Source organism: Salinifilum aidingensis (genome assembly GCF_054782015.1).
The window spans coordinates 1-24,255 of the sequence record NZ_BAAGTH010000007.1 but is presented as its reverse complement, the minus strand read 5'-3'; the positions used below and the strand labels follow the sequence as shown (position 1 = coordinate 24,255).

The 24,255-nt window shown below is 71.0% G+C and carries 18 protein-coding genes; 9 read left to right on the top strand and 9 right to left on the bottom strand.

Annotated elements, in window-relative coordinates:
• Positions 1-105 precede the first annotated feature (105 nt).
• Both ACYVJE_RS11020 and ACYVJE_RS11015 read right to left on the bottom strand, forming a co-directional pair.
• Complete coding sequence (locus tag ACYVJE_RS11020) at positions 106-774, bottom strand: DUF402 domain-containing protein (protein WP_461144372.1); 669 nt, start codon at positions 772-774, stop codon at positions 106-108.
• 5 nt (positions 775-779) lie between these two features.
• A complete protein-coding gene (locus ACYVJE_RS11015; RefSeq protein WP_461144371.1) occupies positions 780-1,952 on the bottom strand; it encodes an amino acid permease in 1,173 nt (390 codons plus the stop codon).
• Between the two features lie 369 nt (positions 1,953-2,321).
• On the opposite strand from ACYVJE_RS11015, the gene ACYVJE_RS11010 reads away from it, so the two are divergent.
• Positions 2,322-3,809: a leucyl aminopeptidase gene (locus ACYVJE_RS11010; protein WP_461144370.1), complete on the top strand. Its 1,488-nt coding sequence runs from the start codon at positions 2,322-2,324 to the stop codon at positions 3,807-3,809.
• 80 nt (positions 3,810-3,889) lie between these two features.
• Here the strand turns inward: ACYVJE_RS11010 and ACYVJE_RS11005 are convergent, their stop codons facing one another.
• On the bottom strand, positions 3,890-4,234 hold the full coding sequence (locus tag ACYVJE_RS11005; RefSeq protein ID WP_459158950.1) for an oxidoreductase: 345 nt from the start codon (positions 4,232-4,234) through the stop codon (positions 3,890-3,892).
• A 389-nt stretch (positions 4,235-4,623) separates the two neighbouring features.
• On the opposite strand from ACYVJE_RS11005, the gene lpdA reads away from it, so the two are divergent.
• The 4 genes from lpdA to lipB all read left to right on the top strand — a co-directional run bounded on the left by lpdA (position 4,624) and on the right by lipB (position 9,723).
• Positions 4,624-5,994, top strand: a complete 1,371-nt coding sequence (gene lpdA, locus ACYVJE_RS11000; protein ID WP_461144369.1) for a dihydrolipoyl dehydrogenase — start codon at positions 4,624-4,626, stop codon at positions 5,992-5,994.
• 54 nt (positions 5,995-6,048) lie between these two features.
• The gene (gene sucB / locus ACYVJE_RS10995; protein WP_461144368.1) at positions 6,049-7,890 is read left to right on the top strand and encodes a 2-oxoglutarate dehydrogenase, E2 component, dihydrolipoamide succinyltransferase; all 1,842 of its coding nucleotides are present in this window, start codon (positions 6,049-6,051) and stop codon (positions 7,888-7,890) included.
• A 116-nt stretch (positions 7,891-8,006) separates the two neighbouring features.
• Positions 8,007-8,918 (top strand): TIGR01777 family oxidoreductase, encoded by a 912-nt coding sequence (locus ACYVJE_RS10990; protein ID WP_461144367.1) that lies wholly within the window; start codon positions 8,007-8,009, stop codon positions 8,916-8,918.
• A 58-nt stretch (positions 8,919-8,976) separates the two neighbouring features.
• The gene (lipB, locus tag ACYVJE_RS10985) at positions 8,977-9,723 is read left to right on the top strand and encodes a lipoyl(octanoyl) transferase LipB (protein ID WP_461144366.1); all 747 of its coding nucleotides are present in this window, start codon (positions 8,977-8,979) and stop codon (positions 9,721-9,723) included.
• Positions 9,724-9,897: 174 nt separating this feature from the next.
• Here lipB and ACYVJE_RS10980 read toward each other — a convergent pair whose 3' ends face one another.
• Both ACYVJE_RS10980 and ACYVJE_RS10975 read right to left on the bottom strand, forming a co-directional pair.
• Entirely contained in the window at positions 9,898-12,735 is a 2,838-nt protein-coding gene (locus ACYVJE_RS10980; protein WP_461144365.1) for an FAD-binding and (Fe-S)-binding domain-containing protein, read from the bottom strand.
• A 37-nt stretch (positions 12,736-12,772) separates the two neighbouring features.
• Complete coding sequence (locus tag ACYVJE_RS10975; protein ID WP_461144364.1) at positions 12,773-13,717, bottom strand: LLM class F420-dependent oxidoreductase; 945 nt, start codon at positions 13,715-13,717, stop codon at positions 12,773-12,775.
• 127 nt (positions 13,718-13,844) lie between these two features.
• Here ACYVJE_RS10975 and ACYVJE_RS10970 point away from each other — a divergent pair, with 127 nt between their 5' ends.
• From ACYVJE_RS10970 to ACYVJE_RS10960, 3 genes are all read left to right on the top strand, one after another.
• A complete protein-coding gene (locus ACYVJE_RS10970) occupies positions 13,845-14,774 on the top strand; it encodes an oxidoreductase (RefSeq protein WP_461144363.1) in 930 nt (309 codons plus the stop codon).
• Between the two features lie 50 nt (positions 14,775-14,824).
• Positions 14,825-15,823 carry a lipoyl synthase gene (gene lipA, locus ACYVJE_RS10965; protein ID WP_459158942.1) on the top strand — a complete coding sequence of 333 codons (999 nt, stop codon included), beginning with the start codon at positions 14,825-14,827 and terminating at the stop codon, positions 15,821-15,823.
• 189 nt (positions 15,824-16,012) lie between these two features.
• Entirely contained in the window at positions 16,013-16,732 is a 720-nt protein-coding gene (locus ACYVJE_RS10960; RefSeq protein ID WP_461144362.1) for a DUF4191 domain-containing protein, read from the top strand.
• A 135-nt stretch (positions 16,733-16,867) separates the two neighbouring features.
• Here ACYVJE_RS10960 and ACYVJE_RS10955 read toward each other — a convergent pair whose 3' ends face one another.
• The gene (locus ACYVJE_RS10955) at positions 16,868-17,338 is read right to left on the bottom strand and encodes an RDD family protein (RefSeq protein ID WP_459158940.1); all 471 of its coding nucleotides are present in this window, start codon (positions 17,336-17,338) and stop codon (positions 16,868-16,870) included.
• 361 nt (positions 17,339-17,699) lie between these two features.
• Between ACYVJE_RS10955 and glnA the strand changes: the two genes are divergently transcribed.
• Positions 17,700-19,124: a type I glutamate--ammonia ligase gene (gene glnA / locus ACYVJE_RS10950; protein ID WP_459158939.1), complete on the top strand. Its 1,425-nt coding sequence runs from the start codon at positions 17,700-17,702 to the stop codon at positions 19,122-19,124.
• Positions 19,125-19,197: 73 nt separating this feature from the next.
• On the opposite strand, the gene ACYVJE_RS10945 is transcribed toward glnA, so the two are convergent.
• The 3 genes from ACYVJE_RS10945 to ACYVJE_RS10935 all read right to left on the bottom strand — a co-directional run bounded on the left by ACYVJE_RS10945 (position 19,198) and on the right by ACYVJE_RS10935 (position 24,024).
• The gene (locus ACYVJE_RS10945) at positions 19,198-20,136 is read right to left on the bottom strand and encodes an NADP-dependent oxidoreductase (RefSeq protein ID WP_461144361.1); all 939 of its coding nucleotides are present in this window, start codon (positions 20,134-20,136) and stop codon (positions 19,198-19,200) included.
• 62 nt (positions 20,137-20,198) lie between these two features.
• Positions 20,199-23,222: a bifunctional [glutamine synthetase] adenylyltransferase/[glutamine synthetase]-adenylyl-L-tyrosine phosphorylase gene (locus ACYVJE_RS10940; RefSeq protein WP_461144360.1), complete on the bottom strand. Its 3,024-nt coding sequence runs from the start codon at positions 23,220-23,222 to the stop codon at positions 20,199-20,201.
• A 52-nt stretch (positions 23,223-23,274) separates the two neighbouring features.
• Positions 23,275-24,024 carry a type 1 glutamine amidotransferase gene (locus tag ACYVJE_RS10935; protein WP_461144359.1) on the bottom strand — a complete coding sequence of 250 codons (750 nt, stop codon included), beginning with the start codon at positions 24,022-24,024 and terminating at the stop codon, positions 23,275-23,277.
• Positions 24,025-24,255: the final 231 nt, after the last annotated feature.

Below are 24,255 nucleotides of genomic sequence, written 5' to 3'. Positions count from 1 at the left end.
GAAAAGCGCAGGCCCGGGGCACACGGGCAGGACTGCGCGCTGTGCGCACCGCCGGTGCGCGGTGGCCACGTCCCGGTTCGACCCCGGAGCGCTCCCCTCCCGCGCTCAGGACAGCAGTTCAGCGGGGAGTTCGGCGAGCGGCCAGTCGGGATCGGGGCACTCCGTGCAGTACGTGCCGTCGAACGGGAACTGGCCGGCCTCGGCCAGAGCGATCATCCGGTCGGCTTCGAGGCGGAGCCGATCGAGGTGCGCCCGCCCGAGCCGCCCGGCCGCCAGCGCGGGCGCGAGCTCGTCCTCGTCCTTCCACCGCCAGCTGCGGTCCGGGAAGACCTCGACGTCGAGCACACCGTCGGTCCGATCGACCCCGGCCGCGTCGCGCCCGAGCGGCACCTCGAGGTTGACGTACCAGTTGCGGAAGGATCCGTCCGCGTCGAAGAACCACCACACCGAGGCCCACCGGTGGCTGTAGACGAGCCGCAGCGTCGACGTGCCGGACCACGTCGAGCGCGCGGGAACGCGGGACACGCGGAACCGTTCGTCCACGGGAAGCTGCCGCGGGGTGCGCCCGTCGGGCGAGGTGGTGATGCGGATCGGGGTGCCGGCCACGACCCAGCAGAGCATCCGGTCACCGTCGTCGTCGAGCACGCGCGCCGGGTGCACGGTTCCGAGCGAGCCGTCCAGACGGCGGAACCGGTAGAAGATCTGGTTGCCGTAGTGCCAGGTGACGGTCGCCGCCGTTGCGGCGGTTCCGGCCGGGTGAGCGTTGTCGAGCATGGACCTCAACTCCAGCGGCGTGTGTAGACTCCGGCAACGATCGGCCCCGCCGCCGCGGTCCCCGCCGTCGCCAGCAGCGCGTGCACCGGCATGCTCATGAACAGGACCACCGACAGCCCCATCCCCGCGCAGGTGGTGCGGGCCGCCCACACGCGCGGCGCCGTGCGGTCGTGCAGGCTCAAGCGTGCACTGGCGTTCGTCAGGGCGCAGTGCACGAGCAGGCAGCACGCCGCGAACACCATCGCGCTCACGGGTTCCAGGAGTGCTGCGAGGCACGCCGCGAGCACCCCGCCGGAGAGGTCGAGCAGGTAGGGCCTTCCCGACCCCCCGGTGCGGCCCAGCACACCGGGCAGATCGCGCTCCTCGAGCACCGCCCGCGCGGTACCGCGCACCCCGTCCAGGGCCGCGAGCAACGCGGGCAGGAGTCCCACCGCGGCCAGCGAGCTGACCAGCGGGACGAGATCGGACGCGGCGGCTGCGGTGAGCACGTCGCGCAGCGGATTCTCCGAGAGGGCCAACCGAGCCGACCCGAGCTGGTGCACGCACGCGGCGAGGAAAAGCACGAGCGCGCCCGTCGTCCCCAGCAGCGACAGGGCGGCGACACGACCCCCGACGCCGCCCCCGCCGGCTGCATCCGGCGTGGACGCTCTTCCGCCTGCGAAGAACGCGAAGCAGAGCACCCCGGCTGCTCCGGTGACCCCGAGAGCTCCGGCGGAGCTCGGCGTGGCCGCAGGCGCCTCCGGCGGTGCGATCGCGAATCCGGTGGCCGCTACCAGCACGGGAGTCGCGAGGGTCACCGCGAGCCAGGCCCACGCCACCCCGCCGCGAATGCGCGCTCCGGCCACTGTGGCGACGACGCTTCCGAGGATCACCATCGGCGCCATCGCCGCGGGTGCGGCCGGGAACAGCAGCTCGGCGACGAGCCGACCGAGCACAGCCGTGGCCGCGATCTGCCCCACCAGCGAGGTGCTCGCGCTGATGCGCCCGGGTACCACGCCCAGGCGGGCACGGGTGCAGGCGTAGGACGGTGCCGGCGAGCGGTAGATCGCCCCCTGGTGCGTCGCGGCCACCGCCGTGCAGGCTGCGGTGGCCACCGCGAGCAGCACGCTCAGCGGCAACCACCTCCCCGCCGCCGCCATCGCGGGCGCGGGAGCGAGCAGCACCCCGGCCCCGAGCATCGCGCCGAGCGTGCACGGAAGGGCCCGCGTGGTGCTCGACCGGCCACGGGGAGTCTCAACGGCGCCGGCACAAGGGGACACGCGACCACCCTCGCAGAGCACATCGGGTCTGACAGCCATCCGTCGGTTGATTCTGCACCCGCTGCGCGGCCCCGCGCCGCAGCCGCTCGTTCAGCCTACCGAGCGCCCCTCGGACGGTGGGCCGGCGCGACCGGCGAGGCCGCCGCCCGCACTCGTTCTACAGTGCGGGTGGACACCCGATGCCTCGATGGCGGGAACGCGGCTCACCGCAGCGCTGCGCCTGCGCGGGACCGCGCTCCCCCGACACGCGGGCCGGGAACAGCGCATCTCGTGATCCGGAGGAGCCACGTGAACAACCCGAACCTCACCCTGAGCGACGCACCGCTGGGCAAGCTGGCCGCCGACGTGATCGTGTTCGGCCTCGTCAACGGCGCGGACGGCCCGGAACCGGCGCCCGGAAGCGAGTCCGTCGCGGACTGCTTCCCGGGCTCGCTGGCCGATGTGCTCAGCACCATGGGAGCCACCGGCAACGCGGAGGAGGTCACCCGCCTGCCCGCCAGCTCCCGCTGCCAGGCCGACGTGCTGCTCGGAGTGGGGCTCGGCAAGCCCGGCGAGGACGGTGTGAGCACCGAGACCGTGCGACGCGCCTCCGGTGCCGCCGCACGCGCGCTGGCGGGCACGGAACGCGCGGCCACCACCCTGTCCGCCCTGGACCTGTCGGCGGCGGTGCAGGGAACCGTGATGGGGGCCTACTCGTACCGGGAGTACAAGTCGACCTCCGACGAGGCGCCGGTCGGCTCCGTGGAGTTCGTCGTGCCGGACGTCCAGGAGCAGGAGCGGTCCACGCTCAAGGGCGCCGGCGCGATCGCCGAAGCGGTCAACCTCGCGCGGGACCTGGTCAACACGCCGCCGAACGACCTCTACCCGGCCGCGTTCGCTGAACGCACCGGCGATCTCGCCAAGAGCGCCGGGCTCGAGGTGGACGTGCTGGACGAAGACGACCTCCGCAAGCACGGTTACGGAGGCGTGCTCGGGGTCGGCGCGGGTTCCGTCCGCCCGCCGCGCGTGGTGCGGCTGCGGTACTCGGGGCCGAAGGCCACCTCGAAGGTCGCGCTCATCGGCAAGGGGGTCACGTTCGACACGGGCGGGATCTCGCTCAAGCCCGGCCCCGGCATGCCCGACATGACCTCCGACATGGCGGGCGCGGCGGCCGTGGTCGCGACGATGGTCCTCGCGGCCAAGCTGCACTACCCGCTGGAGATCACCGCCACGGTCCCGATGGCGGAGAACATGCCCTCCGGCAGCGCTTACCGTCCGGGCGATGTGCTGCGCATGTACAACGGCACAACGGTCGAGGTGCTCAACACCGACGCCGAGGGACGCCTGATCCTCGCCGACGCGATCAGCCGTGCCTGCGAGGACAGTCCCGACTACCTCGTGGAGACCTCCACCCTCACCGGGGCCCAGGTGGTCTCGCTGGGCAACCGAACTCCGGGGATCATGGGCAGCGAGGAGTTCCGGGACCGGGTGGCCCAGAAGTCGCGTGCCGTCGGGGAGAACGGTTGGCCGATGCCGTTGCCGGAGGAGCTGCGCGGAGAGCTGGACTCGAAGCTGGCGGACATGACGAACGTGACGGGGCAGCGCTGGGGCGGCATGCTCGTGGCCGGTCACTTCCTCGAGGAGTTCGTGGCCGACGGGGTCTCGTGGGCGCACATCGACGTGGCGGGCCCGGCCTACAACACGAACTCGGTGTGGGGCTACACCCCGAAGGGCGGGACGGGTGTGCCGGTGCGCACGCTGGCCGCCGTGCTCGCCGACATCGCCGAGCGGGGCTGAGCCCGGCGGCGGGTCGCTGTCCGGAGCGTGCACCGCGGTCCCGGCGGGAACCACCTGCGCCGGGGCCGCGGGGCGACGGATCAGTTCCCGGACTGCATCCCGCGTTTGCGCAGGATGCGCTGCCGCGCCTGGTAGTCGCGCATCCGCTGGGGATATCCGACCTTGGTCACTTCGTAGCAGGGCACACCGATCTTGCGGGTAAGTTTGAACCCCGCGCCGGGCCCGTCGACACGCCGACGCGTCCACTCTCCGTCATGGGCTATCAGCATGAGGGTCGTCTCGGTGACCGCGGTGCGCGGCTCGAGGTAGCCCTCGACGCCGTGCCGCTGTCCGGCCCAGGCAACGAGGTGGTCAACGTCCTGCGAGTCCGCCGACCGAACTCCCCTGGACCGGCGTTTCCTCCGCAGGCGATCGAACAGACCCACGCTTACCTCCTGCCCGCACTGCCCTGCCCGCACCGGGCGCGCGTCCGCGTACCCACCGCCACGGAACAGGACACCGCCTCCGCACCGCCAACTGCTGTGCGGCTCGCCACTCCGAGGTGGATGTTCCGGAACAATCCACCGGTCCCGTACGTTGATGATGCCATCGGCGATAGGGCGCTCGAACGGGGTTGTACCCGGGTTTGACCAGATCACCCGATGGCCCGGCCATTGCAGGCGACCGCTGGGCATGAGCACCGAGCCCACATCGCACGTCGTTCCGCCGTGGTGACAAGATGTCGTATGGGCCGGTGACCTTCAGGGTCCGGTGGTTGACCCGTGGTCCGCCGGACACCAACAGCGAGTCAACGATGCCTGTCGAGGAGAGCAAAGTGACCGACACGTCCGCCGATCTGGTCATTCTCGGCGGCGGTTCGGGGGGCTACGCCTGCGCGTTCCGCGCGGCCGAGCTCGGCCTGTCCGTCGTCCTCATTGAAAAGGACAAGCTCGGTGGGACTTGTTTGCACCGCGGGTGCATCCCCACCAAAGCACTGCTGCACGCCGCGGAGATCGCGGATTCGTCCCGCGAAGCCGATCAGTTCGGCGTCAAGGCCTCCCTCGAGGGCATCGACATGGCCGGTGTCAACTCCTACAAGGACGGGGTCGTCGGAGGCCTCCACAAGGGCCTGCACGGGTTGGCGAAGGCGCACAACCTGACCTACGTCGAGGGTGAAGGCCGTCTGGTGGACAGCCACACCGTCGAGGTCGGCGGCGAGCGCTACACCGGCAAGAACATCGTTCTCGCCACCGGTTCCTACTCCAAGACGCTGCCGGGCCTGGAGCTGGACGGACGCATCATCGCCAGCGAGCAGGCGCTGAACCTCGACCACGTCCCGAACAAGGTCGTTGTGCTGGGCGGTGGCGTGATCGGCGTGGAGTTCGCCAGCGTCTGGCGTTCCTTCGGCGCCGAGGTCACCGTGGTCGAGGCGCTGCCGAACCTGGTGCCGAACGAGGACGAGTTCCTCTCCAAGCGCCTGGAGCGTTCTTTCCGCAAACGGGGCATCAAGTTCAAGACCGGCGTGAAGTTCACCGGCGCCGAGCAGACCTCCGACGGCGTCACCGTCAGCCTGGAAAACGGTGAGCAGCACGAGGCCGATCTCATGCTCGTGGCGGTCGGCCGCGGGCCGAGCACCACCGGGGTCGGCTTCGAGGAGGCAGGCATCCAGATGGAGCGCGGGTTCGTTCGCACCGACGAACGACTGCGCACGAACGTCTCCGGGGTGTACGCCGTGGGCGACATCGTTCCGGGGCTGCAGCTGGCGCACCGCGGTTTCCAGCAGGGCGTGTTCATCGCCGAGGACATCGCCGGACTCACCCCGCCCGCGATCGACGAGGCCGGGATCCCGCGCGTGACGTACTGCCGGCCCGAGGTCGCCTCGGTGGGCCTGACCGAAGCCGAGGCCAAGGAGAAGCACGGCTCGGTGGAAGCGTTCACCTACGACCTGGCCGGCAACGGCAAGAGCCAGATCCTCAAGACGACGGGTGCGGCCAAGGTGGTGCGGGTCACCGACGGACCGGTGGTCGGCCTGCACCTCATCGGCGACCGCGTGGGCGAACTGATCGGCGAGGGCCAGCTCATCTACAACTGGGAAGCGCTCCCGGAGGACGTTGCTCCGCTGGTGCACGCGCACCCCACCCAGTCCGAAGCTCTGGGGGAGGCGCATCTCGCCCTGGCCGGCAAGCCGCTGCACGTGCACGGCTGACCTCGGCACCGGATTCAGCCCGCACCCCGCCACACCACGAGGAGTCAACAGACGATGGCCTTCTCAATCCAGATGCCCGCGCTCGGTGAGAGCGTCGCCGAGGGCACGATCACGCGGTGGCTCAAGCAGGTCGGCGACACCGTCGAAGTCGACGAACCGCTGCTCGAGGTCTCGACGGACAAGGTCGACACCGAGGTTCCCTCCCCCGCGGCTGGTGTGCTCCAGCAGATCATCGCCCAGGAGGACGACACCGTCGAGGTCGGCGCGGAACTCGCAGTCCTCGCGGACAGCTCGGAAACCGCCGGAGCACAGGCCGAGGCTCCTGCCCAGCAGGAGCAGCCGGCAGCCGAACCGCAGCCCGCCGCCCAGGAACAGCCCCAGCAGCAGGAGCAGCCGGCGGCGCCGGCCCCGGCACCCGCCACGGCCGAAAGCGGTGCGGCCGAAGGCGGTGGGGCCGGAGGTACCGACGTGACCATGCCGGCGCTCGGTGAGAGCGTCGCCGAGGGCACGATCACGCGGTGGCTCAAGCAGGTCGGCGACACCGTCGAAGTCGACGAACCGCTGCTCGAGGTCTCGACGGACAAGGTCGACACCGAGGTTCCCTCTCCCGTCGGCGGCACGATCCTGGAGATCGTGGCCGGTGAGGACGACACCGTCGAGGTCGGCTCGAAGCTCGCGGTGGTCGGCACGGGGGCACCCGCGCCGAGCGCTCCGGCCGCTCCGGAACAGCCGTCGCAGCCGGAGCAGCCGCCCGCCCAACCTGAACCTGCAGCACCTGTCCAGCAACAACAGGCACCGCAGGAGCAGCAACCGGCTCCGCAGGAGCAGCAGCCTGCCCCAGCTCAGCCGGCTCCGACTCCGCCGGCCCCGGCTCCCGCGGAGTCCTCCGCAGCGCCGGCCACCCCTGCGGCCCCCGCTCAGCAGGAGGCCGCTGCGGCCGCGCCCGCCGGCAGCACCCCGTACGTCACACCGCTGGTTCGCAAGCTCGCCAACGAGCACGGCATCGACCTGTCCGCGATCAGCGGCAGCGGTGTTGGCGGCCGCATCCGCAAGCAGGACGTGCAGGCCGCGATCGATGCGAAGCAGCAAGCTCCAGCCGCGGCTGCTCCGGCGAGCACTACATCCGCCCCCGCCGCGCCGAGCGCCGCCGAGCCGTCACCGGAGGACCAGGCGCTGCGCGGCACCACGCAGAACATGTCCCGCCTGCGGCAGCTGCTGGCGCGACGCATGGTCGAGTCGCTGCAGACGGCGGCGCAGTTGACCACGGTGATCGAGGTGGACGTCACCCGGATCGCTTCGCTGCGCGAGCGGGCGAAGGACGGTTTCGCCGCCGCCGAAGGGGTGAAGCTCAGCTTCCTGCCGTTCTTCGAGAAGGCCACGGTCGAGGCGCTCAAGCTGCACCCGAAGCTCAACGCCTCGATCGACGAGGAGAACAAGCAGATCACCTACCACGGTGCGGAGCACCTGTCGGTGGCGGTGGACACGGACCGTGGTCTGGTCTCCCCCGTGATCCACGACGCCGGTGACCTCAACCTCGGTGGCCTCGCGCGCAAGACCGCCGACCTGGCGGAGCGGACCCGGAACAACAAGATCAAACCGGACGAGCTGGCCGGGGGGACGTTCACCATCACGAACACCGGCAGCCGCGGCGCGCTGTTCGACACGCCCATCCTCAACCCTCCGCAGGTGGGCATGCTCGGCACCGGTTCCGTGGTCAAGCGTCCGGTCGTCGTCTCCGACGAGACCGGCGGGGACACCATCGCGATCCGCTCCATGGCCTACCTGGCGCTGTCCTACGACCACCGCCTGGTCGACGGTGCGGACGCGGCCCGCTTCCTCAACACGGTGAAGCACCGCTTGGAGGAGGGGGCGTTCGAGGCCGACCTCGGTCTGTGAGCGGCACTCCCTTCCCAGCCACCGCTTCCGGTGCTCAGCCCGCGGCCCGCGGAACGACCGATTCCGCGGGCCGCTCGCTATCGCACGAACGGACGCAGTACGGGACGATTCGAAGCATGCGCGTGGTTGTCGCCGGATCCTCCGGACTGATCGGGACGCGTCTGGTCCCCGCCCTGCGGAGCGGTGGGCACGACGTCCTCCGCCTCGTCCGCCGCACCGCCCACGCCCCGGACGAGCGGGAGTGGGACCCGAACAGGGGCGACGTTCCCTCGGATGCGCTGGACGAGGCGGATGCGGTGGTGAACCTCTGCGGCGCCGGCATCGCAGAACGCCGCTGGAACGCGGCCCGCAAGCGCACCCTGCTGCACTCCCGGCTGCGCCCCACGACGGTGCTGGCCCGCGCGGTGTCGCGCCACGGCGTCCCCGTCCTGGTCAACGCCTCGGCGGTGGGGTTCTACGGCGACACGGGCGCACACCCGGTCACGGAGACGAGCCCGGCCGGGACGGGCTTCATCCCCGACCTCTGCCAGCGGTGGGAGCGGGCGGCCGGGGAAGCCGAGGCCCGCGTGGTCGTGCTGCGCACCGGCCTCGTCCTCGCCGCGGGCGGTGGCCTGCTCGGAAGGCTGCGCCCGCTGTTCGCCTGCGGGCTCGGCGCCCGCTTGGGGGCGGGGACGCAGTTCATGCCGTGGATCTCCCTCGAGGACGAGGTCGCGGCGATCCGGTTCGTGCTGGAGCGACCTGAGATCTCCGGCCCGGTCAACCTGACGGGCCCTGCACCGGTCACCAACGCCGAGTTCACCCGGAACCTCGCCGAGCACATGCACCGGCCCGCCCCGTGGGTGATTCCCGGTTTCGCCCTGCGGGCCGCGCTGGGGGAGCTCTCCGGTGAGCTGCTCGGCGGGCAGCGGGCCTTGCCCACCGAGTTGGAAGGCCGCGGGTTCACCTTCACGCACCCCACGCTCTCCGCCGCGCTGGCCGCGGCACTGGGGGCGCGTTCCACCGCTCAGGCACCGGACTCGGACGGCTAGGTGCTCTGCTTCGCGAGGCCGGCCTGCCGCGTTGCGGTGCGGGCGTAAGCTGACGCCCGTGAGCAACACGGCGAAAACCTGTCGCGCCTCGCAGGAGCCCGTCGAGGTGCGCGAACTCGGCATGATCGACTACCAGTCCGCGTGGGACCTCCAGCGCGAGCTGGTGCGGGGACGCGGGGACGGCGAAACACCGGACACGCTACTACTGCTGGAACACCCCTCGGTGTACACGGCGGGCAAGCGCACCGGGCCCGAGGACCGCCCGGACGACGGCACCCCGGTGATCGACGTCGATCGTGGCGGGAAGATCACCTGGCACGGACCGGGGCAACTGGTGGGCTATCCGATCATCGCGCTGACCGATCCGATCGATGTGGTCGACTACGTCCGCCGCCTGGAGCAGGCGCTGATCTCGGTGTGCGATCAGTACGACCTGCCCTCCGGGCGAGTGGAGGGTCGCAGCGGTGTGTGGCTGCCCGCGGACGGCGCGCGGCCGGAGCGCAAGATCGCGGCGATCGGCATCCGGGTCCAGCAGGGCGTGACGATGCACGGCATCGAACTGAACTGCAACGCGGACCTGAGCGAGTTCGACCGGATCGTCCCGTGCGGCATCAAGGACGCGGGCGTGACGTCCCTGTCCGCGGAGGTCGGCCGCGAGGTGACCACCGAGGAGATCGCTCCGCTGGCGCAGCAGGCCATGCTGGACGCGTTCGACGGCATGTTGCCGGTCACCGACCGGGACATCCAGCGGGTCGAGCCGAGCGCAGCCGGCGTGACCCTGAACCTCGATCCACGTCTGCAGTGACGCGCCCACGGCATCGGTGCGTCCTCTCCCCTGGCCGGCGGTGAGCGGCCGGCGTACTACCTGCGCCGGCTGCCCGCCCACCGCAGGCGCGGGTGCCGACCCGGTGCGGGCACGCCCATCGCCACCCGCGTCGATGGGGCGCCCGCAAGGCGGTGGCCGAGCGGTGGGGCGGGTTCACTGCCGCGGAAGGGCGCGCTGCAGCACCTCGGCGAGGTGCATCCCGCGCCGCTGCGTTCCCTGCGCGATCTGCGTCCGGCAGGAGAACCCGTCGGCGAGCACGAGGTCGCCCGCACCGGCAGCGCGGACCTTGGGGTACAGCTCGAGCTCGGCGCAGCCCTGGGACACCTCCCAGTGCCCCCGCTCGAAACCGAAGTTGCCCGCCAGTCCGCAGCAGCCGGCGGACACGACGTCCGGATCGATGCCGAGCGCGCTGAGCACCTCCCGATCCGGCCCGTGCGATCCCTTGGCCTCCTGGTGGCAGTGCACCTGGCAGATCGCGTCCGCGTCGATCCGTCCGAACGGCCACGGACCGTCGTGCTCGGCAACGAGCTCGGCGAGGGTCACGGTGTGCTCGGCCAGCTTCCGCGCCCGGGGGTCGTGCGGGAGCAGCTCCTCGGCTTCGGCGCGGAGCGTGATCGTGCAGGAGGGTTCCAGTCCCACCACCGGCCGGCCGACGGCCAGGTGCGGCGCGAGCGCATCCAGCGATCGTTTCAGCACGCGGCGCGCGACGTCGAGCTGTCCGGTGGAGTGCCAGGTCAGCCCGCAGCAGACCTCCCGCTGCGGAAGCACGACGCGGTGGCCGAGCGCCTCGAGCACTTCCACCGCTGCTCGTCCCACGTGCGGTTCGTGGAAGTTGGTGAACGTGTCGGGCCACAGCACGACGCTGCTGCGGCCCCGGGAACCGCGGCGCCGGAGCCACCGCGTGAGCGGCTGCGGGGCGAAGCGGATCATCTCGCGGCGCGATTCGATGCCGCCGAGCTCCTTCACGCGGTTCGCGACCTGCGGTCGGGACAGCAGCGCGTTGACCAGCCGCGCCGCCCCGGGAACAGCGGTGACCAGCCGCGACCACAGCGGGAGCCAGCCCATGGAGTAGTGCGCCCGCGGGCGCAGGCGCCCGGCGTAGTGGTGGTGCAGGAACTCGGCCTTGTACGTGGCCATGTCCACGTTCACCGGGCAGTCGTTGGCGCAGGCCTTGCACGACAGGCACAGGTCGAGGGCTTCGCGGACCTCCTCCGAGCGCCACCCGTCCTGGATGGTTTCGCCGCGGAGCATCTCGGCGAGCACGCGCGCCCGCCCGCGGGTGGAGTGCACCTCGTCGCGGGTGACCTTGTACGAGGGGCACATGCTGCCGCCGCGCATCGACCGGCACGCACCCACACCGACGCAGCGGTGCACCGCCTCGGGGAACGAGCCGTTGTCGGCCGACAGCGCGTGCACCGGGGTGAGGTCGAAGGTGCGGTCACCGGGGCCGGGACGCACGTCCGCGTCCAGCGGCGCCGGGTCGACGAGCACTCCCGGGTTGAGCAGTCCTGCGGGGTCGAACTGGTGCTTGAACCCGGCGAAGCACGTGAGCATGGCCGGGGAGTACATGGTGCTGAGCAGTTCGGACCGGGCGCGGCCGTCCCCGTGCTCACCGGAGACCGATCCGCCGTAACCGACGAGCACCTCTGCGGCCTCGTTGAGGAAGGAGCGGTAGCGCGCCAGTCCCTCGGCGGTGCCCAGTTCGAAGTCGACGCGCAGGTGCAGGCACCCCTCCCCGAAGTGCCCGTAGGGCACTCCGCGCAACCCGTGCTCGCCGAGGAGTCGGTACAGGTCGTGCAGGTACTCGGCCAGGTGCTCCGGCGGCACGGCCGAGTCCTCCCAGCCGGGCCAGGCCGCTCCCCCGTCCGGCAGCCGGGTCACGATACCCGCACCCGCCTCGCGGATGTGCCACAGCGCGCGCATCGCCGCCGGGTCGGTGACCACGGTGCTGGTCACCGACCCAGAATGCCCGCGCGCTCGCCGCTGCAGTTGCCGGGCGCGCTGGTGGGCCTCGTCGCGGGTGGCACCTCCGGTTTCGCAGTACAGCCAGGCACCGCCGTCCGGGAGCTCCGCGCCGGCTCCGGCTTTGCCCGGCCGGGTGCGCAGCGCGGCGAGCAGGTCCGCTGCCATGCCTTCGACGGTGCGGGCTCCCGCAGCGGCCAGCTCCGGGGCGGCGGCAGCCGCGGCGTAGACGTCGGGGAAGCCGAGCACGAGCAGGGCACGCGCGGCGGGTACGTCCACGAGCTGCACGGTGGCTTCGGTGAGCAGGCCGCAGGTGCCTTCGCTGCCGACGAGGGCTTTGGCCACGTCGCCGCCGTTCTCCTCGAGCAGGTGGCCCAGTCCGTATCCGGAGACCTGGCGGTTGAACCGGCCCAGTTCGGTGCGCAGCAGCGCGCGGTTGCTGTCGCGGAGCGCGCGCAGGCCTTGGTCGGTGCGCTCGTCACCGGTGCTGCTGCCGCGCACGTCGAGCTGCGAACCATCGGGGCGCAGCATGGTCAGCGCGAGCGTGTTGTCGGCGGTGGTGCCGGTGAGCACCGAGCGCGCACCGCAGGCGTTGTTGCCGATCATGCCGCCGAGGGTGCAGCGCGAGTGGGTCGACGGGTCGGGGCCGAAGGCCAAGCCGTGCCGGCCGGCGGCGGCCTGCAGGTCGTCGAGCACGACTCCCGGTTGCACTCGGGCTGTGCGGGCCTCCGGGTCGATGCCGAGGATCCGGTCGCTGTTGCGGGAGAAGTCGACGACGATACCGGGACCGAGCGCATTGCCCGCGATGGAAGTCCCCCCGCCGCGCGCGGTGACGGGGATCCCGCCCTCGGTCGCCAGGCGCAGCGCCGCCCGGGCGTCCTCGCCGTCGCGCGGGTGCACGACGGCGAGGGGGACCTGCCGGTAGACGGACGCGTCCGAGGTGTACGCCGCACGCGTGGTCAGGTCCGTGCTCACCAGGCCCGGCAGCGCGGTGGTCAGCTCCTCCTGCAGCGCCGCGGTCGTTGCCATGCTCGCCGGTTCCCCTCCTCGGATCGCAGCTGGGCGCTCACAGCTGAGGCGCCACCCGCTCGGCCACCAGGTCGAGGTGGTCGAGATCGGTCAGGTCGAGCACCTGCAGGTACAGGCGGGAGAGGCCGGTGCGTTCGCGCCAGGTGCCGATGCGGTCGACGACTTCGTCCGGGGTGCCGCACAGCCCGTTCTGCCGCAGCTCGTCCACGTCGCGCCCGATCGCGTCGGCGCGCCGCGCGATCTCCTCCTCGTCCTGCCCCACGCACAGCACGAGGGCCGCGGAGCGGGTGATCTCGTTCGGATCGCGTCCGAGTTCGGCGCACGCGGCGGCCACCCGCGCGTACTGCGCGGCGGCGGTGTCCACGTCCACGAACGGCAGGTTGAACTCGTCGGCGTGGCGCGCGGCCAGCAGCGGGGTGCGCTTCTTGCCGGTCCCTCCGATGAGCACGGGGGGCCGGGGACGCTGCACCGGTTTCGGCAACGCCGGCGATTCGGAGATCTGGTAGTAGTCGCCGGTGTACGAGTACGGTCGGTCCGGGTCGGCTTCCCAGAGACCGGTGATGATCTCGAGCTGCTCGGCGTAGCGGTCGAACCGCTCCTGCAAGCTCGGGAAGGGGATGCCGTAGGCCGCGTGCTCCTGCTCGTACCACCCGCTGCCGAGGCCGAGCTCGACGCGGCCCCCGGACATCTGGTCGACCTGAGCCGCGGAGATCGCCAACGGTCCGGGCAGGCGGAACGTCGCGGCGGTCATGAGCGTGCCCAGGCGGATGCGTTCGGTTTCGCGGGCGATCCCAGCGAGCGTCAACCAGGCGTCCGTGGGTCCGGGCAGACCGCTGACGTCACCCATCTTCAGGTAGTGGTCGGAGCGGAAGAACGCTCCGTAACCAGCTGCTTCGGCGGTTTTCGCGACCCGCAGCAAGTCGTCGTAGGTCGCGCCTTGCTGCGGCTCGGTGAAGATCCTGAGTTCGACGTTGCCATGCACGGCTCACGAGACTACGTCCGTGTGCGGCGCGCTCGCGATCCGCTCGTGCGGGGCGCGTCGTCCCGGTTCGGGGCCGGGAGGTGCTGTCCCTACCGGCACGCTCCCTACTCTCGGTAGGCTCCGGAGGATGGCGCACTGGACGGAACTCAGCATGCCCGCTCAGCACGGGCGCACCGTGCTCATCACCGGCGCGAACTCCGGGCTCGGCCTGCACAGCGCTCGTGTCCTCGCCAGCGCCGGAGCGCGAGTGCTCATGGCGTGTCGGGACCGCGAACGCGGGCGAAGCGCCCGGGACCAGGTCGCGTGCACCGCGTCCGTGGAGCCCGAACTCGTCGAACTCGACCTCGCCGACCTCACCAACGTGCGCGAGGCCGCCGCCGAGGTGCGGGAACGCACCGGGGACGGTGTGGACGTGCTGCTCAACAACGCCGGGGTGATGGCCACACCCCGGCGGAGCACCGGGGACGGTTTCGAGCTGCAGCTGGGGACGAACCACCTCGGGCACGCGCTGTTGACGTGGCTGCTGCTGCCCGCGTTGCGCCGGAACGCCCGAGTGGTCACCGTGTCGAGCCTGGCGCACCACCGCGGCGGACTCGACCTGAGCGACCCGAACTTCGAGCGGCGCTCCTACTCGCCGGTGCGTGCCTACGGGCAGTCGAAGCTGGCGAACCTGCTGTTCATGCTGGAGCTGTCCCGCCGGGCCGAGCTCGCGGGCCGCGGGCTCACCAGCGCCGCCGCGCATCCGGGGATGAGCGCCACCGAACTCGTGGCGAACACGGCGCGCATGCGCAGACTGCCCGGCCGACTGGACCGCGCGATCGACGCGGGCGCGCGCGTGCTCACCCAGCCGGTGGAACTGGGCGTACTGCCCCAGCTGTTCGCCGCGACCGCCCCGAACGTGCAGGGCGGCGACTTCTTCGGCCCGAGCGGGCTCGCGGAGCTCCGCGGGTACCCGAGCCGGGTCCGGATGAGCCGCCGGGGCCGGGACCCGCGGACCGCGCAGCGGCTGTGGGAGCTGACCGCGGAGCTGGTGCAGCACGATCCCGAGGTTCGGTGACGGCTCTCACGGTTTCACGCGGGCGGGGGCGAACGCGTAGCCTGTGCACCGTGAGTGTGGCGCCAGAGGGGCGGAAGCTGCTGCGGCTCGAGGTCCGCAACAGCCAGACGCCTATCGAGAAGAAGCCGTCGTGGATCAAGACGCGCGCGCGGATGGGCCCGGAGTACAAGGAGCTCAAGAGCCTCGTCCAGCGCGAAGGGCTGAACACCGTCTGCGAGGAAGCGGGCTGCCCGAACATCTTCGAGTGCTGGGAGGATCGGGAAGCGACGTTCCTCATCGGCGGGGATCAGTGCACGCGCCGCTGCGACTTCTGCCAGATCGACACCGGAAAACCGGCTGAGCTCGATGTCGAGGAGCCGCGCCGCGTGGCCGAGTCGGTGCAGGCCATGGGGTTGCGCTACTCGACTGTGACGGGTGTGGCGCGGGACGACCTGCCGGACGGCGGCGCCTGGTTGTACGCGGAAACCGTGCGCCGCATCCACGAGTTGAACCCCGGCACCGGGGTGGAGCTGCTCATCCCGGACTTCAACGCGGAGCCGGACCAGCTCGCCGAGGTCTTCGGATCGCGCCCGGAGGTGCTCGCGCACAACGTGGAGACGGTGCCGCGGGTGTTCAAGCGCATGCGCCCGGCGTTCACCTACGACCGGTCGCTGCACGTGATCACCCAGGCCCGGGAGGCCGGCCTGGTCACCAAGTCGAACCTCATCCTGGGGATGGGTGAAACCCCGGACGAGGTCGGTCCGGCGTTGCGCGATCTCCACGACGCCGGGTGCGACATCATCACGATCACCCAGTACCTGCGGCCGAGCCAGCGCCACCACCCGGTGGACCGGTGGGTGAAGCCGGAGGAGTTCGTCGAGCACACCAAGACCGCCGAGGAGATCGGCTTCCCCGGTGTCATGGCCGGGCCACTGGTGCGGTCCAGTTACCGCGCCGGGCGGCTGTACGCGAAGGCCACGGTGCACCGCGGCATGCCGCTGCCGGAGAACCTGCAGCACCTGGCTCAGGCCGGGTCGGCTGCTCAGGAAGCCTCGCAGCTGGTTCAGTGATCCCCCGTTCCACCACGGGGACTCCGTTCCGCCGCGGACGGGCGCGCTCGGGTCGCTGCGGCGTGCCGCGGGCGCGTCCGCCCGGGCCGCCCCTCGCACCCGCCCGCGGCACGCGGGCAGGTGCACCCCGTGGAATCCACCGGAACTCCCGCCTGCCCGTTTCCGGACCGCATCCGTATCCTGGGGTGTATGGCCAAGCAGGAGAAGGCCGCGAAGGACGCGGCCAAGAAGAAGCGCGGGTCGGGCCGGTTCAGCCAGATCATCCAGGCGTTCAACATGCAGCGCCGGGAGGACAAGCTCCTCGTCCCGCTGATGCTGGCGGTGCTCGTCGGCGTCACCGTCGTGGTCTTCCTGCTGGGCATGATCTGGGGACTGCACTGGGTCTTCCTGCCCATGGGTGTTGCCCTGGGGATTCTCGGCGCCGTCGTCCTCTTCGGGCGCCGAGTGCAGGCCAGCGTGTACCGCAAGGCCGAGGGTCAGCGCGGCGCCGCGGCCTGGGCGTTGGACAACCTCCGCGGCCAGTGGGTGGTCACGCAGGCGGTCGCGGGGACTTCCCAGTTGGACGCGGTGCACCGGGTGCTCGGCCGTCCCGGCGTGGTGCTGGTCGGTGAAGGCACGCCGCACCGGGTCAGGACGCTGATGAACCAGGAGAAGAAGCGCGTCTCCCGCGTGGTCGGCGACACCCCCATCTACGAGATCGTCGTGGGCGACGAGGAGGACCAGATTCCGCTGCGGAAGCTGCAGCAGCGGATGATGAAGTTGCCGCGCAACATCAACAAGGGACAGGTCGACCAGCTGGAGAACCGCCTTTCGGCGTTGGCCAGCCGTTCCAACGGCGGTCCGAAGGGTCCGATGCCGCAGGGCTCGCGGATGAAGAGCGTGCAGCGCGCCGCCCGCCGGGCGAAGTGAGCGCAGGCCGGCCGTCGCGGACGTCGCTCCCGCCGGAAGCACCTTCGGGCGGCCGGCCTGCTTCACCAGCTCGCCCCCGCGACGACTCCCCTCGCGGTTTTCCGAGCCTCTCCGGACCTTCCGGGGCGCTCCGGATCAGCGTTGCAGCACCACGGTGCCGGACAGGCGGTCGTGCCAGGAGCGGTTGTCGTAGTTCCAGATCACCGCGGGAACGATGAGCGCGGTGAGCGCGCAGCGCAACACCGCCCGCAGCGGCCCCACGACGCGGGATCCGTCCACGCGGGCGACCCAGATGCGCAGCACCGTCATTCCCGGTGTCGCCCCGGCGAAGCTCACCGGGACAACGGTGATCAACGCCCAGGCGAGCAGGCTCCAGTCCCGCGGCAGGTCCGGCGCGGTGAAGAGTCCGGCGATCAACGCCGCGAACACGATGTCCAGCAGGAAGGCGAGCGCGCGCCGCCCCGTTCCTGCTGCGGCCCCCGTCCCGCTTTCCGGGAGGCCGAGACGCTGCCCGCGCCATTCGGGCCGTTCGCTCGCTCCCCGCTCACGCGCGTGGGTCAACGCCGCGCGGGGGCCGTCCAGCCATGAACCGAGGATTTCGCGCACGTCACCAGCATACGTGCCCACCGGCGTCGTCCCGGTTCCACCTCGTTCCGCGTATGCTGGGCGAGGAGCCTCCGTTGCGGCCAGCTGCACTGCAGCCCCACCAGCCGGCAACATCCCGCCCCTGGAGTTCCGGAACCCCTCGGAGACGTGTTAACGAGCGTGAAACACACGGGTGACGAGTGGGCAACAGCGCCGCACTAGGCTCGTGGTCGAGCCGGCGGACCAGGCCGCGCCACCCCCCGATGGGCGTGCCCGTGCTCCTGGACAATCCTGCCGCTTCGCAGCGCACGCACGGAGTCAGCGGCAGCGGTGTCCGGTGCTGGCGTCGGTGAGCTGAACGATTCAGAAGGAGCCACCGAAGGTGTTCAAGAATCCAGACGAGGTCCTGCGCTACATCGCAGAGGAGAACGTGCGCTTCATCGACGTCCGCTTCTGCGACCTGCCGGGCGTGATGCAGCACTTCACCATCCCCGCCGACACGTTCGACCAGGACACCTTCACCGAGGGCCTGGCTTTCGACGGTTCTTCGGTCCGCGGCTTCCAGTCGATCCACGAGTCGGACATGCTGCTGCTGCCCGACCCCGTCACCGCACGCATCGACCCGTTCCGCGTGGAGAAGACCCTCATCCTGAACTTCTTCGTCCACGACCCGTTCACGCGCGAGCCCTACAGCCGCGATCCGCGCAACATCGCCCGGAAGGCCGAGCAGTACCTGGGCGAGTCGGGCATCGCTGACACCGCCTTCTTCGGCGCCGAGGCCGAGTTCTACATCTTCGACTCGGTCCGCTTCGGCGAGGACGCGAACAAGAGCTTCGTCGAGGTCGACTCCGTGGAGGGCTGGTGGAACACCGGCCGCGAGGAGAACGGCGCGAACCTCGGTTACAAGAACCGCTACAAGGGCGGCTACTTCCCCGTCCCGCCGTACGATCACTACGCCGACCTGCGCGACGAGATGAGCCGGCGGCTCATGGACGCGGGCTTCAGCATCGAGCGCGCCCACCACGAGGTCGGCACCGGCGGCCAGGCGGAGATCAACTACAAGTTCAACACGATGCTGCACGCCGCTGACGACGTGCAGCTGTTCAAGTACATCGTGAAGAACACCGCCTGGCAGAACGGCAAGAGCGTCACCTTCATGCCGAAGCCGCTGCTCGGCGACAACGGCTCCGGCATGCACAGCCACATGTCGCTGTGGAAGGACGGCTCGCCGCTGTTCCACGACGAGGCCGGCTACGGCGGCCTGTCGGACACCGCCCGGCACTACATCGGCGGCGTCCTGCACCACGCGCCGTCCGTGCTGGCGTTCACCAACCCGACGGTGAACTCGTACCACCGGCTCGTCCCCGGCTTCGAAGCCCCGGTGAACCTCGTGTACTCGCAGCGCAACCGCTCCGCCTGCATGCGCATCCCGATCACCGGCACGAACCCGAAGGCCAAGCGGGTCGAGTTCCGCTGCCCGGACCCCTCCGGCAACCCGTACCTGGGTTTCGCAGCCATGCTGATGGCCGGTCTCGACGGGATCCGGAACAAGATCGAACCGGACGAGCCGATCGACAAGGACCTCTACGAGCTCCCGCCGGAGGAGGCCAAGAACGTTCCGCAGGTGCCGAGCAGCCTCGACAGCGCGGTGAACAGCCTGGAGGAGAACCACGAATTCCTGCTCGAGGGTGGTGTGTTCACCGAGGACCTGATCGAGAACTGGATCACGTTCAAGCGCGAGAACGAGATCGACCCGATCCGGCTGCGCCCGCACCCGTACGAGTTCGCCATGTACTACGACGTGTGATGTTCCTCGGGCGATGAGCCCTCCCGGTGGCGGACCCCCGGTGCTCGCCGCGGAGCACCGGGGGTCCGCCACCTCAGGACACGTCCAGCACGAGCTTGCCGCGCACGTGGCCGTCCTCGAGGATGCGGTGCGCCTCGGCGGCCTGCGTCAGCGGGCAGGTCTGCTGCACCTCGACGCGCAGCCGACCGTTCGCCGCCAGTTCGGCCAGCCACGCCAGCTGTTCCGCGTCCGGCCGCACGAACACGTACTGGCCGCCCAGCTGCAGCACGTTGTCCGGCTCGTCGGCCGCGGACGCGAACCGGTGCGGCTCGTGGAGCATCCGCGGCGCGTCCGCCAACGCCTGCCCGCCGACCACGTCGACCACGGCGTCCACCTTGCCGTCATCGCCGGCGAATTCGGCCACGCGTTCCGGCAGCCGCTCGCCGTAGGTGATCGGCTCGGCGCCGAGCTCGGCCAGGAAGTCGTGGTTGGTCTCCGACGCGGTGCCGATGACGCGGGCCGCTCCGAGCTCCTTGGCCAGCTGCACCGCGAAGTGGCCGACACCGCCGGCGGCGGCGTGCACGAGCACGGTGTCGCCCTTCCCCGCACCGCAGGCCTGCAGCAGTTGCAGCGCGGTCAACCCGGCCAGCGGGAGCGCCCCGGCGCGGGTGAAGTCGAGGCCTGCGGGTTTGTGCGCGACCCCGCGCAGCGGGGCGCTCACGAGCTCGGCGTAGGCACCGTTCTGCACGTGGTCCTCGCGAACGTAGCCGAGCACCTCGTCACCCGCGCGGAACTCCGTCACCGCCGGGCCGACCGCGCGAACCACACCGGAGACGTCCCAGCCGGGGATCAGCGGCATGTGGTGCGGGATCATGCCGCTGAGGTAGCCCCGGCGGATCTTCCAGTCCACCGGGTTCACCCCAGCCCCGCGCACTTCCACGAGCACCACGTCCGGACCGACCAGCGGTTCCGGCACATCCCGGCTCGCCAGCACGTCCGGTTCGCCGAATTCTGTCAACGCAATCGCCTGCATACCCGCATTCAAACATCGGGAAGTGCTGCGCGCGCGGCTCAGCTGCTGCGGTGCCGCACCGATCACGACTCGTAGAAGACCCGCTCCACCACGGCCCGGGCGCGCCGCGTCACGCGCAGGTAGTCGTCGACCACGGTGCCCAGGTCTGTTCCGGCCGAGTACCCGAGCGCGACGGCAACCATGGACAGCTCCCGCCCCTGCCCCTGCTTCGGGAGCTGGTCACCGGGTTTGCCCCGCACCAGGGTCACCGCGTTGCGCACCCGCATCGCCCACGACCACGCGTCCACCAAGCGCTCGGCGTCCGTTTCGGACAGCACTCCCGCCTCGGCCGCGGAGCGCAATCCCGCCACGGTGGAGGGTGTTTGCAGTTCGGTGTGGCGGTGCGCGTGCTGCAGCTGCAACAGCTGCAGGGTCCATTCCACATCGGCCAGTCCCCCGCGGCCGAGCTTGGTGTGCATCGCCGGGTCCGCACCACGCGGCAGGCGTTCCGCGTCGACCCTGGCCTTGATCCGGCGGATCTCGCGGGCTTTCGCCGCATCCAACCCGCCTTCCGGGTAGCGGATCGGATCGATCATCGCGCGGAAACGTTCACCGAGTTCACCGTCGCCCGCGATGGGACGGGCGCGCAGCAGCGCCTGTGCCTCCCACACGTGGGCCCACCGCTCGTAGTAGCTGCGGTAGGACTCCACCGTGCGCACCAGCGCTCCCTGCTTGCCCTCGGGGCGCAGGTCGATGTCCACCTCCAGCGCCGGGTCCTGACTGGGAGCTCCGAGCAGCGAGCGGACCCGCTCCACGACCGCGGTCGCGTACCGCACGGCAACGTTCTCGGACGCACCACCGCTCGGTTCGCAGACGAACATCACGTCGGCATCGGAACCGTAGCCCAGCTCCGCACCGCCGAGCCGGCCCATGCCGATGACGGCGATGCGTGCCGGGCGTTCCCCGGTGCGTTCCGCAACGGAGTCGGCAGCCACGGTCAGCGCGGCCTCCAGCACCGCCACCCAGATCGACGACAGCGCCGTGCGGACCGATCCCGGCGGCATGAGACCGAGCAGGTCACCGCAGGCGATGCGCAGCAGCTCGTGGCGGCGCAGTGAGCGCGCAGCCGTCACGGCCCTCTCCGGTTCCTGGTACCGGCCGACCGTGGCGTGCAGCGACTCCGCGATCTCGGCGGGGTCCCGTTCGGTGAAACCCCGGGTGTCGACCAGCAGGCGCAGGACCTCCGGGGCCCGCACGAGCAGTTCCGGCACGAACCGGGAGGTGCCGAGCAGGTAGGCCAGCCGCTGCCCCACCACGCCCTCGTCCCGCAGCAGGCGCAGGTACCACGGGGTTTCGGCCAGGGCCTCGGACACTTTCCGGTATTCGAGCAGCGCACCGTCCGGGTCCGGGGTGCGGGCGAACAGGTCCAGCAGCATCGGCAGCAACGTGCCCTGGATGCTGGCGCGCCGCGACACCCCCGTGGTGAGCGCGGCGATGTGCCGCAGCGCCCCTTCCGGGGAGGTGTAGCCGAGCGCCGCGAGCCGCTCGCTCGCGGCGCCGGTGGCCAAGCGCAGCGCTTCCGTCGGCACTTGGGCGACCGATTCCAGCAGCGGCCGGTAGAAGATCTTCTCGTGCAGGCGGCGAACCCGCGTGCGGTGCCTGCGGAACTCGGTGACGAGGTCCTCGCTGGCGGTGCTGCGGCGTCCGGACCGCATCCCCGCGGAACGGGCGAGCACGTCGAGCGCGGCTTCGTCGTCGAACGGCGGGAAGACGTGGGTGCGACGCAGCCGGCGCAGCTGCAGCCGGTGTTCGACCACCCGCAGGAACCGGTACGACTCGACGAGATCAGCGACGTCCGCCCGCGCCACGTAGCCGCCCTCCCCGAGCGCGCGCAGCGCGTTCAACGTGGACTTGTCACGCAGCGACTCGTCGGTGCGCCCGTGCACCAGCTGCAGCAGTTGCACGGCGAACTCGACGTCGCGCAGGCCACCGCGACCGACTTTCAGCTCGCGGTCGGCGACGTCCTCGGGAACGTGGTCTTCGACGCGGCGCCGCATCGAACGCACATCGCTGACGAACCCTTCGCGCTCCGCGCTGGTCCACACGAACGGCAGCACCGCGTCCGCGTACTCCTGGCCGAGCTGTTCGTCACCAGCCACTGGCCGCGCTTTCAGCAGTGCTTGGAACTCCCAGGTGCGGGCCCAGCGGCGGTAGTAGGCGACGTGGCCGTCCAGACTCCGCACGAGCGCGCCGTTCTTGCCCTCCGGGCGCAACGCGGCGTCGACTTCGAAGCACGCGGCGCCGACCACGCGCATCAGCGTGGTGGCCATCCGCGTCGCTCCGGCCACGTCGGATTCGCTCCCGGCGACGAAGACCACGTCCACATCGCTGACGTAGTTGAGCTCCCGGCCGCCGCACTTGCCCATCGCTATGACGGCCAGGCGCGGTGTCTCCGCGCCTTCGGGGGCGGCCGACCACCACTCGGTTTCGGCCACTGCCCACGCGGCGCGCAGCGCGGCGACGGCGGCGTCGGACAGCAGGGTGACGACGTCCTCGTACTCCACGACCGGCAGCTCCGGTTCAGCCGTGTGGGCGAGGTCCCAGCTCGCGATGTCCAGCAGCACCGCGCGGTACGCCCCGCGCAGCGCGCTGATCGCCTGCTCCGCCGCCAACGTGGCGTTCCCGGCGGTTCCCCGGCGCACCGCGGCGAGCAGTTCGGCCGTGTAAGTCGCCGTGAGCTCGTCCGACGTTTCCCAGGCGCGCAGGCGCCGCCAGTCCTTGGGGTGGGCGACCATGTGGTCGCCGAAGGCGGAGGAGGTGCCGAGCACTCCGATCAGGCGCCCGCGCAGGCACGCACTGTCCGCGAGTTCCGCGGCCAGATCAGCCCATTCCCCCTCGGAGGTGTCGCGCAGGCGATCGAGGGCGTGCAGCGCCAGGTCGGGGTCGGGAGCTCGGGAGAGCGCCGCGACGATGGGTTCGGCCTCACCAGGACCCGTGTCGGTCCACCACCCCGCCGCTCTGAGCCGTTCTTCGGCCCAGTCGGTGTTGCTGAACCCGTACCGGGCGGACGAGACGATGGCAGGACGGCCCGAACCACTGGAGACCATGCCCGAACGGTAATCCTCAGCGGAGCTGAAAACCCATGCGCATCGCTGCGACTCACACGACGGGCAGCAAGCGGTGCTCGCTGCGTTCCTCAGGAGGCAGTGAGGCGATGTGGGCGAAGCGTTCCGCCACAGGGCGCCAGGTTTCGGCGGCGTCCTCGTGGAACCGGTCGAGGACTTCGCGGCTGAGTGGTTGTCCTCGAGTTTCGGCCAGTTCGGGGGAGTTGCCGAGCCACCTCAGGACCGTGTCGGTGGTGGTCCCGATGTGGAACTGCAGGCCGTACGCGAACGGTCCGATGCGGAACAGTTGGTGGTCGCACCCGGGCGAGGAAGCGAGCAGCACAGCACTCGGCGGGAGCGTCGCCACCTCCTCGGTGTGGAAGCACAGCACGTCCGGAGTGAGCGGTACGGAGCCGAACAGCGGATCGTCCGCGGCCGAGTCGCGCTTCGCGATCAGCCCGGGGCCGATCTGCGGTCCGTGCGGGACGGTGCGGGTTCTGCCGCCGGTGACGCTGGCGAGGAGGTGTGCGCCCAGGCCCAGCGCCAGCACCGGTGCCTGCTGCGTCACCGCGCTGCTGAGCAGCGCCCGCACGTGGGGGAGCCACGGATGCTCGTCATCGTCGTAGGAACCCATCGAACCGTCGAGCACGACCAGCGCGTCGTGGTCACCGAGCTCCGCAGGAATCGGCGCGGACTCGCAGGTGAGCGTGTCGACCACGGCACCCGCTTCGACCAACCAGTCACCCAGCACTTCGGGCGGATTGTCGGGTCCGGGTTGCACGGCCAGTATGCGCGGACTTCCCATGACCCCGAGCGTACGTCGGAGCACGGTTCGCGCCCAGCGACCACCCGACCACTCGGGCCGGCACACGCGGGAAGGGTCCCGCCAGGCACGCGGGGAGATGGGCGACCCCGCCCCCGCACCGCCGGCACAAGTCGGAGGCGAAGGGGGCGGAGGGGGAGAAGGAGGAACAACAACACCCCCCCCCCCACCCCAACAACACAAAGATCCGACTACCACTCACCCGGCACTTCG